Origin of the sequence: Cellulomonas phragmiteti, from assembly GCF_016862775.1 — a bacterium.
Taxonomy (GTDB): Bacteria; Actinomycetota; Actinomycetes; order Actinomycetales; family Cellulomonadaceae; genus Cellulomonas; species Cellulomonas phragmiteti.
The window spans coordinates 57,798-72,179 of record NZ_BONP01000003.1; the positions used below are offsets into that span (position 1 = coordinate 57,798).

Consider the following 14,382-nt stretch of genomic DNA (forward strand, 5'->3'; position numbering starts at 1 on the left):
GGGCGTGGGGAGGACGAGGGACACCGATGGGTCATCGGCACTACAACGGGCTCAAGACGGCCGCGCTGTTCGGCGCGATGTGGGCCGTGCTCCTCGGCGTCGGGTGGCTCGTCGGCGGGGCCCGGTACCTGTGGGTCTTCGCGGGGCTCGGCGTCGTGATGACGGGCTACAGCTACTGGAACTCCGACAAGATCGCGATCCGCGCGATGCGGGCCCGTCCCGTCAGCGAGATCGAGCAGCCGGCGATGTACCGGATCGTGCGGGAGCTCTCGACGGCGGCGCGGCAGCCGATGCCGCGGCTCTACGTGTCGCCGACGATGGCGCCCAACGCGTTCGCGACCGGACGCGACCCCAAGAACGCCGCCGTGTGCTGCACGGACGGCATCCTGGCGATCCTCGACGAGCGGGAGCTGCGCGGCGTCCTGGGCCACGAGCTCATGCACGTCTACAACCGGGACATCCTCACGTCGTCCGTCGCGGCGGCGGTCGCCGGCGTCATCACGTCGCTCGCGCAGTTCGCGCTGTTCTTCGGCGGCGGGGACCGGCGCGAGGGGGGCAACCCGATCGCCGGCCTGCTGATGGTCCTGCTGGCGCCGCTCGCGGCGACCATGGTGCAGCTGGCCATCTCCCGGACGCGCGAGTACGACGCGGACGAGGACGGCGCCCGGCTCACCGGCGACCCGCTCGCGCTGGCGTCGGCGCTGCGCAAGCTCGAGGCCGGTGCGCGGGCCCGTCCGCTGCCGCAGGACCGCGAGCTCGTCGACGTGTCGCACCTCATGATCGCCAACCCGTTCCGCGGGCCCGGGATGGGGCGCCTGTTCGCGACGCACCCCCCGATGCCGGAGCGGATCGCGCGCCTCGAGGCGATGGCGGGCGGCGGCATCACGCGGTACTGAGGCCGCCGCCCGGGGCCGTCAGCGGTAGTTGACGAACTGCAGGGCGGCGTCGACGTCGGCGCCCTTGAGCAGCGCGATGACGGTCTGCAGGTCGTCGCGGCTCTTCGCGGTCACGCGCAGCTCGTCGCCCTGGATCTGCGTCTTGACGCCCTTGGGGCCCTCGTCGCGGACGATCTTCGCGAGCTTCTTGGCGATCTCGCTGCTCAGGCCCTCCTTGATGGCCCCCGCGAGGCGGTACTCCTTGCCGGACGGCTGGGGCTCGTTCTCACCGGTGTCGAGCGCCTTGAGCGAGATCCCGCGCTTGATGAGCTTGGTCTGGAAGACGTCGAGCACCGCGAGCACGCGCTCGGGGGAGTTCGCGACCATGAGGACGCTGTCGCCGCTCCACGAGATGGAGGCGCCGACGCCCTTGAAGTCGTAGCGCTGCGTGATCTCCTTCGCGGCCTGGTTCAGCGCGTTGTCGACCTCCTGACGGTCGACCTTGCTGACGACGTCGAACGAGGACTCGCTCGCCATGCTGCTCCCTCCCGTCACCCGTGCGGGTGCGTCTGCGTCCGTGCTGGCGGGGGCCGTGCCGCTGCGTCGTGCGCGGCCGCGCGGGCGGTCGTCCGCGGGCCGCGACGCGGCCGTGTGCACGAGCCCCCTCTGGGAGTTGCTATCCTTCCATCCGCACGCCGTTCGCGCGGACGCGCCGGCCCCGCCGTACGACCAGTCGCACAGACCGGTCGGACACCGGGGGCGACGTCGACGACGCGGCCGCGCGCCCCTTGGCGGGTTACCCGAGTGGCCAAAGGGGGCTGACTGTAAATCAGCTGGCAACGCCTACGGGGGTTCGAATCCCTCACCCGCCACGTTCCGAAGGGGGCGTCCTGACCAGGACGCCCCCTTCGTCGTCCCGTGCGGGAGCGGGTGGTCAGCAGGTCCAGGTGCCGCGGGTGAGCGAGATCGTGGTGCCCGCGTCGCGCGTGTCGAAGACGCCGGCGTCCTGCTCCGAGGCGAACGCCACGCCCACGCCGACCGGCTCGGCGAAGTCCGTCAGGCCCGCGAGCTGCTCCTGCGCCCCGGACTGGCAGGCGGGGGACCAGGGCTCGACCTCGTAGCCCTCGTCGGCGAGGCGGGCGACCTCCGTGGCGAGTGCCGGGTCGTCGCCGTCCTCGGCGACGGCGGTCCAGACGACCCAGAACTCGCCGTCGGCGTCCGCGGGGGTGACCGCGGCGGGCCAGTCGGCGGTCGAGGGGTCGACGCCCTCGTCCCCGCCGCTGCAGGCGCTGACGGTCAGCAGGGCGGCCACGGACAGGGCGGTGACGGCCAGGCGGCCGTGACGGTGACGAGGGGTGCGCATGGGCCGGATCGTGGCACGCGGGCCGACGTGCCGCGACGAGCTGAAACGGTTCGGGCAGGCCTGGCGTGGGGCGCGCCCGTGCGTCGTCCGCGGGCGCGCGGGAGACGATTTCACGGGCACCCCGCGGCCCGTGTACTCTGGTCCGCGCTGCCCCGATAGCTCAGTCGGCAGAGCGTCTCCATGGTAAGGAGAAGGTCAAGGGTTCGATTCCCTTTCGGGGCTCTGTGGTGTGTCACGGGCCGATCGTCCTCGGACGGTCGGCCCGGGGCACGACCGCTGTGGCGGGATAGCTCAGGTGGTTAGAGCACACGGCTCATAATCGTGGTGTCGCGGGTTCGAATCCCGCTCCCGCTACCACGTCCGGCGACCATCCGTCGCAGCAGCGTGCGTCGGCCGGCGCGCGCCAGGAGAAGAACGCCGCCCCAGCGGGGCGCGAGAGGTGACACAGACATGGCCAGCAAGAGCGCGGACGTCCGCCCCAAGATCACGCTCGCCTGCACGGAGTGCAAGGAGCGGAACTACATCACCAAGAAGAACCGTCGGAACACCCCCGACCGGCTCGAGATGAAGAAGTACTGCCCGCGGGACAACAAGCACACGGTGCACCGCGAGACCCGCTGACGCGGCTCGTACCAGCCGACTGATCCACTGACGTGCCGGTCGACACCACCTTCGCCGGGCGGGCCTACCCGCCCGGCGACGTGTACGTGGTCTCCCGCGAGAAGCTGCGCGAGTTCGCCGAGGCGACGGGTGCCACGCACCCCGCCCACACGGACGTGGAGGCGGCCCGCGCGCTCGGCCACCCCGACGTCGTCGCGCCCCCCACGTTCGCCGTGGTGATCGCGCAGCGCACCGAGGCGCAGTACGTCGAGGACCCCGCCGCGGGCATCGACTTCAGCCGCGTCGTCCACGCCGACGAGCGGTTCACGCACCACCGGCCGATCCACGCGGGCGACCACCTGCGCACCGCGCTGCACGTCGACGCCGTGACGCAGCGCGCCGGACTGTCGATGATCACCACGCGGTGCGAGATCGCCGACGTGAGCGGGCAGCCCGTGGCGACGGTCGTCTCGACGCTCGCCGTGCGACCCGAGGACGACGCGTGAGCGCCCGGCCCGTCGCCGCCGGGCTCACGGTCGGCCAGGAGGTCGCCCGGCGCACCCTGACGGTCGACCGGGCCCGCCTCGTCCGGTACGCCGGGGCGTCGGGGGACTTCAACCCCATCCACTGGAACGAGCGGGTCGCCGCGTCCGTGGGGCTGCCCGGCGTCATCGCGCACGGCATGTGGACCATGGGAGCCGCCGTGACCGTCGTCGTCGACTGGGCGGGCGACCCCGGCGCCGTCGTCGACTACCAGACGCGCTTCACGCGGCCCGTGCCCGTGCCCGACCCCGGGGAGGCCGCGGTCGAGGTCGTCGCCACGGTGGGGGCGCTCGACGCCGACGCCGGCACGGTGCGCGTCGACCTGACCGTGACCGTCGAGGGTGCGCGCGTGCTGGGCAAGGCGCAGGCGGTCGTCCGGCTCGCCGCGGCCTGACCTGGCCGCCTGGTTCCCCGACCCGCCCGTCCGGCTCCGGGTCGTGCCGTCGGGGCGGTGCGTCAGGTGGTCGGGACCGGCCCGGTCGTCGTCCCGACCCGCAGCTCCACGGGCAGCACCCGCGGCTCCGGGGTGCGCCCCGCCAGGAGCTCGGCGACGGCCTCCCCGATGACGGCGCCCTTGCGGGCGAGCGGCTGGGCGACGCTCGTCAGCACGTCCGGTGCGAGCCACGGCAGGTCGAGGCCGTCGAACCCGGCGACGGAGACGTCCTGCGGGATGCGCAGGCCCAGCTCGCGTGCGGCGAGCACGACGCCCGACGCGAGCAGGTCGGACTGGCACAGGATCGCGGTGGGGCGGTCGGGTGCCGAGAGCAGCGCCCGCCCGGCGGCTGCGCCGTTCTCGACGAGGGACGCCGGGGTCTCGTACACGACGGTCGGGGTCACGCCCGCGTCCCTGACGCCGGCGAGGCGGCGCCGGGTGATCTCCCACGAGATGCGGGCGAGGCGGGCGGGGGTCGCGGCGCCCTCGGACCGGTCGCGGTCGAAGGGGAGCGTCACGGTGGCGATCCGGGTGTGACCGAGGTCGAGCAGGTGCCGCGTGAGCTCGGTCATCCCGCCCTGGTCGTCGATGCCCACCGCCGCGACGTCGGGCTGGGGCGTGCCCTCGACGAGGACCGTCGGCGTGCCGCGTCGGCGCAGCATCTCGAGGACCGGGTCGTCGGTGGTGCCGCCCCACATCTGGACCGCGACGTCCATCGCCGCGGACTCCAGGAGCGGGTCGACGGCCGGCTGCGAGGGGTCGTGCGGTCCGGGGACGAGCAGCACGCCGAGCCCGAGCGGGCCGAGGGTGCTGGTGAGCCCGTCGAGCACCTGGACGGCGACCGGGTCCCGGAAGGCGCGGCGCAGGGCGTCGCCCATGATGACCCCGACGATCCCCGAGCGGCCGCGGCGCAGCTGGCGTCCGAGCGGGTTCGGGCCCGCGTACGCCAGGGCCTGCGCGGCGTCCAGGACGCGCGAGCGCGTGGCGTCGGCGATCGGCCCGGACCCCGAGAAGGCCAGCGAGGCGGTCGAGACGGACACGCCGGCCCTCGCGGCGACGTCGGCCAGGGTGGTGCGCTGCGCGGACAGGGCGGGACCTCCGGGGCCGGCGAGGCAAGGGTCAGGGCTGACGTTTGACGTCGCGGTCAGCGTACCCGCAGGATGGTGCCGTCCCCTCATATCGATTCGACACCGTCACCGGCGGGGATCGAATCGATTCGACCGTCGCGGCCAGGTTGCGTCGTGCCGGGACACCGCCTCGTCCCCCGCCTCGGAGCTCCTCTGTGACACGTCCCGCCCCGGCCGTCGCCCGCGCGCGCCTCCTGCTCGTCGGGCTCTTCGCGCTCGCCGGCGTCGCCTTCGCGAGCTGGCTCGCGCGTATCCCGACCGTGCGTGACCTGCTGGACCTCAGCACGGCGGACCTCGGCCTGCTGCTCCTGGTGGGTTCCGTCGGCTCGCTGCTCACGGTCACCGCGTCCGGCGTCGTGCTGCAGCGCCTCGGCAGCCGCCGCGTGCTGCTGCTGTCGACCGGTGTGCTCGCCACGGCGCTCGTGCTGCTGGGTGTCGGCCCGACCGTCGGCTCGCGCGGCCTGCTGGCGACCGGCATCTTCCTCAACGGCGTCGCGGTCGCCCTCGGCAACGTGGCGATCAACGTCGAGTCGGCACGCGTCGAGCGCGCGCTGGGGCGCACCGTGATCCCGCAGTTCCACGCCGCGTTCTCCATCGGCGCGGTGCTCGGCTCGGCCACCGGCGCGCTCGCCTCCGCCACCGGCGTGCCCGTGGCCGTGCAGCTGCCGCTGACGGCGGTCGTCGTCGTGGTGTGGCGTCTGGCGTCCCTGCCCGGCGTGGTGCTGCCGGTATCCGCCGTCGAGTCCGACGAGCGCGCCGCCGTCGCCCCCGCCGCCGTCGCTCCCGTCGGCGCCGCCGCGGGCGTCGCCCGGCGGCGCGCGGGGCGGCTGGGCAGCGCGCTCGACGCGTGGCGGGAGCGCCGCACGCTGCTCGTCGGCGTCGTCGTGCTCTCGGCCGCGTTCTCCGAGGGCGCCGCCAACAACTGGCTGTCCCTCGCGGTCGTCGACGGCTTCGGGCGCAGCGAGTCGGTCGGTGGCGCGGTCCTCGGCCTGTTCGTCGCCTCCATGACCGCGGTCCGGCTGCTCGGTACCCGCCTCATCGACCGGTGCGGGCGGGTGGCGGTGCTGCGCGCGTCCGGTGTCGCCTCGGTCGTCGGGCTCCTGACCTTCGGGTTCGCCCCGACGTTCGGCCTCGCGTCGGCCGGTGTCGTGCTGTGGGGCGCGGGCGCCGCGCTCGCGGTGCCGATCGGGATCGCCGCGGCGTCCGACGACCCGGTGCGCGCGGCCGGCCGCGTGGCCGTCGTCTCGGCGTTCGCGGCGATGGCCTCGCTCGTCGCGCCGCCCGTCCTGGGCCTCGCCGCGCAGTCGGTGGGCGCCCGCCACGCGCTCGTGCTCATCGTCGCCGCGATGGTGGCGAGCGTCGTCGTCGCGCCCACGGTCGCCCGCGAGCAGATCGCCGACGCACCCGCCGCCCCCGGCGCGGCCGACGCCGGAGCCGATCCCGAGCCCGGCCTCGACCGGCTGGAGCGGGCGCGCCGCCACGTGCGCCCCGGGCCGTCCGGCCGGGCCCGCCCGCGTCGGCGCGCACCTCGACCCGCGACGCGCGGTGGGGCACGATGAGCCGCATGGCCGACGCCGGTCGCGCACCCGCCCCGCACGACGTCCGGCTCGCCTCGGCGGCCGTGTTCGCGGTGTTCCTGCTCTCGGGCGTGAACTTCGCCTCGTGGGCCGCGCGGCTCCCCGCCGTGCGCGACGCGCTGGACCTCACGCCCGAGCGCATGGGCGTGCTGCTGCTGATCGGCGCCTTCGGGTCGCTGTTCTCGCTGCCGCTGTCCGGGATGGTCGTCGAGCGGCTGGGGGCCCGCCGCACGGTCCTCGGCTTCGCCGTCCTCAACGCCCTGGGGTTCGCGGTGGCCTCCCTCGGCGTCGCCCTGGGGGAGGTGGTCCTGGTCGGCGCCGGGCTGGTCCTCGCCGGGATCGGCGCGGGCGTGTGGGACGCCGCCATGAACATCGAGGGAGCGGTCGTCGAGCAGCGGCTCGGGCGCACGGTCATGCCCCGGTTCCACGCCGGGTTCTCGTTCGGCACCATGGCGGCCGCGGGCCTCGCCGCCGGCGCGGCCGCGCTGCACGTGCCCGTGCAGGTGCACCTGCCCGTCGTCGTCGCGCTGTCCTCCGTCGCGGTCGCGGTGGCCGTGCGCGCGTTCCTCGCCGGTCCCGAGCCGGACCGCGGCCCGGACCGCGGCCCGGACGACGGCCCGGCGGGCGACCTGGACCGCGCGCAGGCGCCGACCGCCCCCGCCGGCGCGGTGACCGGCGCACCGGCCCCGCGCGGCGCGGCGCGCGCGGCGCTGCGCGCGTGGCTGGAGCCGCGGACCCTCCTCATCGGCCTCGTGGTGCTCGCGGCGGCCCTCACCGAGGGCGCCGCGAACGACTGGGTCAGCCTGGCGGTCGTCGACGGGTTCGACACGGGCCACGCCACCGGTGCCATCGGCTTCGGCCTGTTCGTCACCGCCATGACGGCGATGCGGCTCTTCGGCACCCCGCTGCTCGACCGGTACGGGCGCGTCGCGGTGCTGCGCCTGTGCGCCGGGCTCGCGGCCGTCGGGCTCCTGGTGTTCGGCCTCGCCGACCAGCTGTGGCTCGCGCTCGCCGGGGTCGTGGCGTGGGGCATGGGCGCGGCGCTCGGGTTCCCCGTCGGGATGAGCGCCGCCGCCGACGACCCCCTGCGGGCCGCACCGCGCGTGGCCGTGGTCTCCACCATCGGGTACTCGGCGTTCCTGGCCGGTCCGCCGCTGCTCGGCCTGCTGGCCGAGCACGTCGGGTACCGGCACGCGCTGCTGGCGATCCTCGCGCCCGTCGTGCTGGGCCTGCTGGTCATGTCCGCGGCCCGCCCGCTGCCGGTGACGCCCGCCGTCGCGGCCGCGTCGCCGCGCGCGCACTAGCCTGGGCGCGTGGAGCCCGACACCTGCGCCCTGCCCGGCCCGGCCCCCGAGCCGGCGCGACCGGCGGTCCCGACGCACGCCGGGACGCCGGCCCTCGCCGACCTGACGACGCTGCACGTCGGCGGGCCTGCCCGGCGGTACGTCGAGACCACGACGCAGGACGAGCTGGTCGACGTCGTGCGCACGGCCGACGACGCGGGCGAGCCGCTCCTCGTGCTGGGCGGCGGGTCCAACGTGCTCGTCGCGGACGCGGGCTTCGACGGCGTCGTCGTGCGCGACGTGCGCGGGGGGATCACCGTCCCGGACGCGTCCGCGTGCGCGGGCGTCACGCTCACCGTGCCGGCCGGCACGGTGTGGGACGACGTCGTCGCGTACGCGGTCGCGCACGAGCTCGTCGGCGTCGAGGCGCTGTCCGGCATCCCCGGGTCGACCGGGGCGACGCCCGTGCAGAACGTCGGCGCCTACGGCCAGGAGGTCGCCCAGACCGTCTCGCAGGTGCGGGTGTGGGACCGCGGACGGCGGCGCGTGCGCACCCTGCCGTTCGCCGCGCTCGGGTTCGGGTACCGCACGTCGACCCTCAAGCGGTCGATGCGCCCGGACCCGTCGGACCCGGCGGCTCCGTGGGGTCCCACCCCCCGCTACGTCGTCCTCGACGTGACGTTCCAGCTCCGGCAGGGGTCCCTGGCCGCGCCCGTGGTCTACCCCGAGCTCGCGCGGGCGCTCGGCGTGGCCGTGGCGGAGCGCGCGCCGCTGGCCGACGTGCGGGCCGCGGTGCTCGAGCTGCGGGGGCGCAAGGGGATGGTGCTCGACGAGGCCGACCCCGACACGTGGAGCGCCGGGTCGTTCTTCACGAACCCGGTCCTCACGCCAGCCGCCGCGGTCACCCTGCCCCCCGACGCCCCCCGCTGGCCCATGCCCGACGGCGCCACCAAGACGAGCGCCGCCTGGCTGATCGAGCACGCGGGATTCGGGCGCGGGCACGGTGCGCCCGGTCCGGCGACGCTGTCGACGAAGCACACGCTCGCGCTGACCAACCGCGGGGACGCGCGCGCCGCGGACCTGCTGGCGCTGGCCCGCGAGGTGCGCGGCGGTGTCCGCGAGCGGTTCGGCGTCCTCCTGGAGGCCGAGCCCGTGCTGGTCGGCGACACGCTCTAGCCGTACCGACACCCCGCAGGCGGGCGCGGAAGACTACCCGCGGGACCCGTGCGACGCATCGGCCGCACGACGGGTCCGGTCCCACCCCCGCGGCCGATGCCCGCGCCCGTCCGGTCGGGCCAGGCTGGCGGTGCGCCGACGGCCGGGCACCCGAGCACCGGCGGGCGCCGTGCAGGGGGTGCACCCATGAGACGACCACCGACCCGTCATGCCGTCGCCGCGACCGCCGTCGCGGCCTGCCTGGCCCTGACCGTGACCACGCTGACCTCCGCCGGGGCGGCCGCCCACGGCCGCGGCCCGGGCCACCCCGGGCACCCGGGACACGACCGGACCAGCCGCGTCGAGGCGGCGCGCGTGGACCGCGTCCCCACGCCCGACCCGCGCTGGACGGACTGCTCGCAGGCGGCCGGCACGACCGCCGAGTGCGGCACGGTGGACCTCCCGCTCGACTACGACCAGCCCCGCCGCGGCACCACGCGCATCGCGCTGCTGCGCGTGCCGGCCACCGACCCGCAGGCACGGATCGGCACGCTCTTCCTCAACCCCGGCGGTCCGAGCGGCTCGGGCGTCGACATGGCGGTGGACGCGCACGCCTTCCTCTCGCCCGAGGTGCTCGCCCGGTTCGACGTCGTCGGGTTCGACCCCCGCGGCGTGGGCTACTCCGCGCAGGTGCGCTGCTTCGCCGACATGTCGGCGCAGACGCAGGCGCTCGCCGGGATGTTCGTGGCCTTCCCGACGACCGAGCAGGAGACGACCGGCTTCCTGGCCTCGGCCCACGCGCTCGGCCGCGGCTGCTCGACGACCGGCGCGCCGCTCAGCGCGTCGATGTCCACGGCGCAGGTGGCGCGCGACCTCGACGTGCTCCGGCGGGCCGTCGGCGACGAGCGGCTCAGCTACCTCGGCTTCTCCTACGGCAGCGTCCTGGGCCAGGTGTACGCGAACCTCTTCCCGGACCGGAACCGGGTCCTGGCGATCGACGGGGTGATCGACCCGTGGGCGTGGGCGGGGACCCGGCGCACGGCGGGGACGCCCGTCACGGACCGGATCGGGTCGGGTGCGGCCGGGTGGCGCAGCATGCTCGAGGTCCTCGACCGGTGCGGGGCGGCCGGCCCCGACGTGTGCCGGACGGCGGGCCTGGGAGCGCCGCGCGACGTCTGGGCCCAGGTCACCGACGCGCTGCGGGTCGCGCCCGTCGGCCTGCCGGACCCGGACAGCGGCGCGCCACTGGGTGAGCTGGCGTACGCCGACGTGGTCGCGCTCGTGCTCGGTGAGCTCTACTCGCCCGTCGGTGCGCAGCGCGTGGACACCGTGGTCTGGGCGGTGCACCACCTGCAGCTGCCCGACACCCCCGAGAACGCGGAGCTGCGGCAGCAGGCCGCGCGCGAGCTCCTCGCCCTGTTCGACGTCCCGCTCGAGGACCTGGTCGAGGCCGAGCGGCGGTTCGTGGCGCTGTCCGAGGTCTTCGGTCGGGACACGACGTACGCCAACGGGTTCGAGGCGTTCTCCGGCGTCGTGTGCGCCGACGCGCTCGGCCCGCGCCGCGGCGAGGCGTGGATCGGCGCGGCGCAGGCCTCCGAGGCCGCGGCACCCGGGTTCGGGCCGCGCTGGACGTGGCTGTCGACGCAGTGCGCGACGCGCTCGTGGACGGCGCAGGACGAGGACGCGTACCGGGGACCGTTCGACGCCCGGACCGTGGCCCCCGTCCTGGTCGTCGGCAACCTGTGGGACCCCGCGACGCCCTACGAGGGCGCGCAGGCCGCGGCGCGCGAGCTGCCGCACAGCCGGCTGCTGTCGTCCGACAGCTGGGGGCACGTGGCGTACGGCACGTCCGCGTGCGTGACCGGCGCGGTGGACCGGTACCTGCTCAGCGGTGAGCTGCCGGCCGAGGGCGCGACGTGCGTCGGCGACGCCCAGCCGTTCGTCGAGCAGCCGCAGACGCGCTCCGCGCAGGAGCCCCGGTCGCTGCCGCCGGTGGTGCCGCCGGTCCCGGGGGCGACGCCGCGCACGTCCTGACGCCCCGACGGCGGGGACGGGTGGGGGCCGGTGCACGCCGGCCCCCACCTCGCGTCGGTGAGCTCCCCGACGGGTGCGGTCAGACCGCGACGGGCTCCGTCGCGAGCCACGCGTCCACGCCCGCGAGCAGCCGGGCGCGGGTGCCGGGGGACGCCGCGCTCGCGGTGATCGAGGCCCGCGCCAGGTCGGCCAGCCCCGCGTCCGTGAACCCGTGCTCCTCGCGGGCGATGCGGTACTGGTCGACCAGACGGGACCGGAACAGCAGCGGGTCGTCCGCACCGAGCGCCAGACGCGCTCCCGCGTCGACCAGGGCGCGCAGCGGCACGTCGGCCGGCCCGGCGTAGACGCCGAGCGACACGTTCGAGGCCGGGCACACCTCGAGCGGGACGTCCCGCTCGACGACGCGGTCGAGCACGCGGGGGTCCTCGCCGCAGCGCACGCCGTGGCCCAGGCGGTCGGGGTGCAGGTGGTCGAGCACCTCCTCGACGTGTGCCGGACCCAGCAGCTCACCCCCGTGGGGGACGCTCAGCAGCCCTGCGCGGCGTGCGATGGCGAACGCCCCGGCGAACTCGGCGGTGGTGCCGCGCCGCTCGTCGTTCGACAGGCCGAACCCGACGACCTCGCCCGGGCCGTCGCCCGCGTGCCGGACCGCGAGCCGCGCCAGGGTCCGGGCGTCGAGGGGGTGCCGCATGCGCGACGCGGCGACGACGACGCCGATCTCGACGCCCGTGGTCGCCTGCGCGGCGCGGGCCTCGTCCAGGACGATCTCGAGGGCCGGGGTCAGGCCCCCGACGAACGGCGCGTACGACGTCGGGTCCACCTGGATCTCGAGACGACCCGATCCCTCGGCGGCGTCGTCGGCCGCGGCCTCCGCCACGATCCGCCGCATGTGCGCCTCGGCGCGCACGCACGCGCGCGCCGCGTCGTACAGCCGCTGGAACCGGAACCAGCCGCGCTCGCCGGCGGGCACCCGCAGCGGGTCGTCGTCGAGCAGCACGGACGGCAGCCGGACGCGCTGCTCCGCGGCCAGCTCGGCCAGCGTCGCGACCCGCATCGACCCCGTGAAGTGCAGGTGCAGGTGCGCCTTCGGGAGCAGGGTCAGGTCGCGCATCGGGGCCAGTGTGCCAGGCGCGCGGCTCGGGGCCGTGTCACGCGCGCGCGTCCACCAGCCGGTAGCCGACGCCGCGGATGGTGTCGAAGTGCTCGGCCCCGAGCTTGCGTCGCAGGTAGCGCACGTACACGTCGACGACGTTGGAGCCGGGGTCGAAGTCGTACCCCCACACCTCGGACAGCAGCCGCTCGCGGGTCAGCACGTCGCCCGGGTTGCGCATGAAGGTCTCGGCGAGCGCGAACTCCCGGGCCGAGAGGTCGACCTCCGTGTCGTCGACCCGCATCCGGCGCGTGCGCAGGTCGAGCTGCAGGCGGCCGTGGACCAGGACGTTGCCCCGGGCGGCCGTCGGCGGCTGGCTGCGCAGCCGCAGCCGGACACGGGCGAGCAGCTCCTCGAACCGGAACGGCTTGGCCATGTAGTCGTCGGCCCCGGACTCCAGGCCGGTCACGGTGTCGGTCACCGACGAGCGGGCCGTCAGCACGATCACCGGGAGGTCGTAGCCCTCGGCACGCAGGAACCGCAGGACCTCGAAGCCGTCCATGTCGCCCAGGCCCAGGTCGAGGACCAGCAGGTCCACGCCCCCGGACTCGACGCGCTCGAGCGCGGCCTCACCGGTCAGGACGGCGGTCGCCTCGTACCCGTGGGCGCGCAGGCCCTTGGCGACGAACGCGGCGATGCGTTCCTCGTCCTCGGCGATCAGGATGTGGGTCATCGGTGGGGCTCCACGAGCTCGAAGGACTCGGCGTCGCCGTCGACGAGGCCGACGGCGGGCAGGTCGAGGACGAACCCGACGCCGGGACCGGCGCCGGGCGGGGGGTGCTCGAGGAACACGCGCCCCCCGTGGGCCGCGGCGATGGCCGCGACGATCGGCAGGCCCAGCCCGGCACCGTGCTGCACGCGGTCGGCCTGCCCGCGGTGGAAGCGCTCGAAGATCCGGGCCTCCTCCGCCGGTGGCACGCCCGGCCCCTCGTCACGCACCCACACCAGGAGGCGCCCGCCGGAGACCTCGCTGCCGAGCCGCACGACCGACCCCGGCGCCGAGAAGCGCACGGCGTTGGCGAGCAGCTGCAGCCACGCCTGCGTGATGCGCTGCGCGTCGACCTCGACGACGACGTCGGCGCGTGCGACGACGACGAACCGGCGCTCGCCGAGCCCGCGGGCCTTCTCCAGGACGTCGTCGGTGAGGCGTCCGAGGTCGACGGGGGCGCGCCGCACGAAGTCCGGCCGGTCGGCGGTCGCCAGCGTCACGAGGTCGTCGACGAGCCGCTGCATGCGGTCGAGCTCGTCGAGGGCGAGCGACTGGGTGGCGCGCACGTCGGCCTCGTCGCCGGGGTCCACCAGCTCGAGGTGGCCGCGGACGATGGTCAGCGGGGTGCGCAGCTCGTGGCCCACGTCGTCCAGCAGCTCGCGCTGCGACCCGAACGCGCGCTCGAGGCGCTCCAGCATCGAGTTGACGGACGCGGCGAGGTCCGCCAGGTCGTCCTTGCCGGTGACGTCGATGCGCTCGGACAGGTCGGACTCGGTGACGCGCCGCACCGTGTCCCGCAGCACCCGCACCGGGCGCAGCATGCGCCCGACGACGAACCACGCGACGAGCGACGTGACCGCGAGCGCGGCCAGGCCGACGGCCGAGTACGTGAGGAAGATCCGCCACACGCCGGCGTTCTGCGCGGTCCGGTCCGACGCGACCACCAGCATCCCGGCGACGTCGGGCTCGGTCGCCAGGCTCACGGGGACGGCCACCAGCCGGTACTCGGTGACCGAGGTGCGGACGGTCCGGGGCAGGGCGGCGAGCGGGTCGTCGGCCGGGCGCGCGGCCAGCCACGCCAGGAGCTCCTCGTCGGTGTCGAGACGGATCGCGCGGGTCTCGTCGGCGGGGCGGAAGTCGAAGGTGCCGTTGATCATCGACACCACGCCCTCGTGCTCCCCGGGCACCCGCGCCTCGACGGCCTGGCGCAGCAGCTCCCGCACCGACGTCCACGGGGCGACGGTGCCGTCGGGCTGCATCGTGCCGCCCGCCTGGGTGGTGCGCAGGGCGCTGACGGCCCGGCTCAGCGAGTCGTCGATCCGCGCGTCGGTCGCACGCAGCTGCAGCGCCAGGCCCGTCACGCCCGAGATGGTCATGGCCGCCGCGGTCAGGGCGACGACGGCGGTCATCAGCCGGCCCCGGACGGTGACGCGCGACGTCGGCCCGCGCGCCGGCTCCGCGGGCACGGCGACGGCGTGCCCCGTCGTCGGCCCGTTCCGCATGCGCACAGTATGGTCGCGGGCCCACCCCGGC

Annotated in this window: 14 protein-coding genes and 3 tRNA genes; 11 read left to right on the forward strand and 6 right to left on the reverse strand. The window is 75.7% G+C overall.

Annotation, left to right across the window (positions count from 1 at the left end; genetic code table 11):
* The first annotated feature begins 26 nt into the window (after positions 1 to 26).
* Positions 27 to 896 (forward strand): zinc metalloprotease HtpX, encoded by an 870-nt coding sequence (gene htpX / locus Cph01nite_RS03515; RefSeq protein ID WP_203671190.1) that lies wholly within the window; start codon positions 27 to 29, stop codon positions 894 to 896.
* 18 nt (positions 897 to 914) lie between these two features.
* On the opposite strand, the gene Cph01nite_RS03520 is transcribed toward htpX, so the two are convergent.
* Positions 915 to 1,412, reverse strand: a complete 498-nt coding sequence (locus tag Cph01nite_RS03520) for a YajQ family cyclic di-GMP-binding protein (protein WP_203671192.1) — start codon at positions 1,410 to 1,412, stop codon at positions 915 to 917.
* Positions 1,413 to 1,665: 253 nt separating this feature from the next.
* On the opposite strand from Cph01nite_RS03520, the gene Cph01nite_RS03525 reads away from it, so the two are divergent.
* Positions 1,666 to 1,747: transfer RNA gene (locus Cph01nite_RS03525), tRNA-Tyr, on the forward strand.
* Positions 1,748 to 1,809: 62 nt separating this feature from the next.
* Here Cph01nite_RS03525 and Cph01nite_RS03530 read toward each other — a convergent pair.
* Positions 1,810 to 2,238, reverse strand: coding sequence for a hypothetical protein (locus Cph01nite_RS03530; protein WP_203671194.1), 429 nt, complete (start codon positions 2,236 to 2,238; stop codon positions 1,810 to 1,812).
* Between the two features lie 149 nt (positions 2,239 to 2,387).
* Between Cph01nite_RS03530 and Cph01nite_RS03535 the strand changes: the two genes are divergently transcribed.
* The 5 genes from Cph01nite_RS03535 to Cph01nite_RS03555 all read left to right on the forward strand — a co-directional run bounded on the left by Cph01nite_RS03535 (position 2,388) and on the right by Cph01nite_RS03555 (position 3,775).
* Positions 2,388 to 2,460: transfer RNA gene (locus Cph01nite_RS03535), tRNA-Thr, on the forward strand.
* Between the two features lie 58 nt (positions 2,461 to 2,518).
* Positions 2,519 to 2,595: transfer RNA gene (locus Cph01nite_RS03540), tRNA-Met, on the forward strand.
* A 93-nt stretch (positions 2,596 to 2,688) separates the two neighbouring features.
* Entirely contained in the window at positions 2,689 to 2,859 is a 171-nt protein-coding gene (rpmG, locus tag Cph01nite_RS03545; RefSeq protein ID WP_089798398.1) for a 50S ribosomal protein L33, read from the forward strand.
* Positions 2,860 to 2,891: 32 nt separating this feature from the next.
* Positions 2,892 to 3,344 carry an FAS1-like dehydratase domain-containing protein gene (locus Cph01nite_RS03550; RefSeq protein WP_203671196.1) on the forward strand — a complete coding sequence of 151 codons (453 nt, stop codon included), beginning with the start codon at positions 2,892 to 2,894 and terminating at the stop codon, positions 3,342 to 3,344.
* Positions 3,341 to 3,775 carry a MaoC family dehydratase gene (locus Cph01nite_RS03555; RefSeq protein WP_203671198.1) on the forward strand — a complete coding sequence of 145 codons (435 nt, stop codon included), beginning with the start codon at positions 3,341 to 3,343 and terminating at the stop codon, positions 3,773 to 3,775. Before Cph01nite_RS03550 ends, Cph01nite_RS03555 begins: the two co-directional genes overlap by 4 nt.
* Before the next feature lie 62 nt (positions 3,776 to 3,837).
* Here the strand turns inward: Cph01nite_RS03555 and Cph01nite_RS03560 are convergent, their stop codons facing one another.
* Positions 3,838 to 4,902, reverse strand: a complete 1,065-nt coding sequence (locus Cph01nite_RS03560; protein ID WP_203671536.1) for a LacI family DNA-binding transcriptional regulator — start codon at positions 4,900 to 4,902, stop codon at positions 3,838 to 3,840.
* Between the two features lie 194 nt (positions 4,903 to 5,096).
* Between Cph01nite_RS03560 and Cph01nite_RS03565 the strand changes: the two genes are divergently transcribed.
* The 4 genes from Cph01nite_RS03565 to Cph01nite_RS03580 all read left to right on the forward strand — a co-directional run bounded on the left by Cph01nite_RS03565 (position 5,097) and on the right by Cph01nite_RS03580 (position 10,990).
* Positions 5,097 to 6,500 (forward strand): MFS transporter, encoded by a 1,404-nt coding sequence (locus Cph01nite_RS03565; RefSeq protein ID WP_203671199.1) that lies wholly within the window; start codon positions 5,097 to 5,099, stop codon positions 6,498 to 6,500.
* Positions 6,497 to 7,822 (forward strand): MFS transporter, encoded by a 1,326-nt coding sequence (locus Cph01nite_RS03570; protein WP_203671201.1) that lies wholly within the window; start codon positions 6,497 to 6,499, stop codon positions 7,820 to 7,822. Before Cph01nite_RS03565 ends, Cph01nite_RS03570 begins: the two co-directional genes overlap by 4 nt.
* 9 nt (positions 7,823 to 7,831) lie before the next feature.
* Positions 7,832 to 8,977 carry a UDP-N-acetylmuramate dehydrogenase gene (locus Cph01nite_RS03575; protein ID WP_203671203.1) on the forward strand — a complete coding sequence of 382 codons (1,146 nt, stop codon included), beginning with the start codon at positions 7,832 to 7,834 and terminating at the stop codon, positions 8,975 to 8,977.
* Positions 8,978 to 9,163: 186 nt separating this feature from the next.
* Positions 9,164 to 10,990, forward strand: coding sequence for an alpha/beta hydrolase (locus tag Cph01nite_RS03580; protein WP_203671205.1), 1,827 nt, complete (start codon positions 9,164 to 9,166; stop codon positions 10,988 to 10,990).
* 79 nt (positions 10,991 to 11,069) lie between these two features.
* Here Cph01nite_RS03580 and Cph01nite_RS03585 read toward each other — a convergent pair whose 3' ends face one another.
* Genes Cph01nite_RS03585 through Cph01nite_RS03595 form a run of 3 tightly spaced genes read right to left on the reverse strand, consistent with a single transcriptional unit; the run spans position 11,070 to position 14,351 of the window.
* Positions 11,070 to 12,101 (reverse strand): adenosine deaminase, encoded by a 1,032-nt coding sequence (locus Cph01nite_RS03585; RefSeq protein WP_203671207.1) that lies wholly within the window; start codon positions 12,099 to 12,101, stop codon positions 11,070 to 11,072.
* 37 nt (positions 12,102 to 12,138) lie between these two features.
* Positions 12,139 to 12,813, reverse strand: coding sequence for a response regulator transcription factor (locus Cph01nite_RS03590; RefSeq protein WP_203671210.1), 675 nt, complete (start codon positions 12,811 to 12,813; stop codon positions 12,139 to 12,141).
* Complete coding sequence (locus Cph01nite_RS03595) at positions 12,810 to 14,351, reverse strand: sensor histidine kinase (protein ID WP_203671212.1); 1,542 nt, start codon at positions 14,349 to 14,351, stop codon at positions 12,810 to 12,812. Before Cph01nite_RS03595 ends, Cph01nite_RS03590 begins: the two co-directional genes overlap by 4 nt.
* Positions 14,352 to 14,382: the final 31 nt, after the last annotated feature.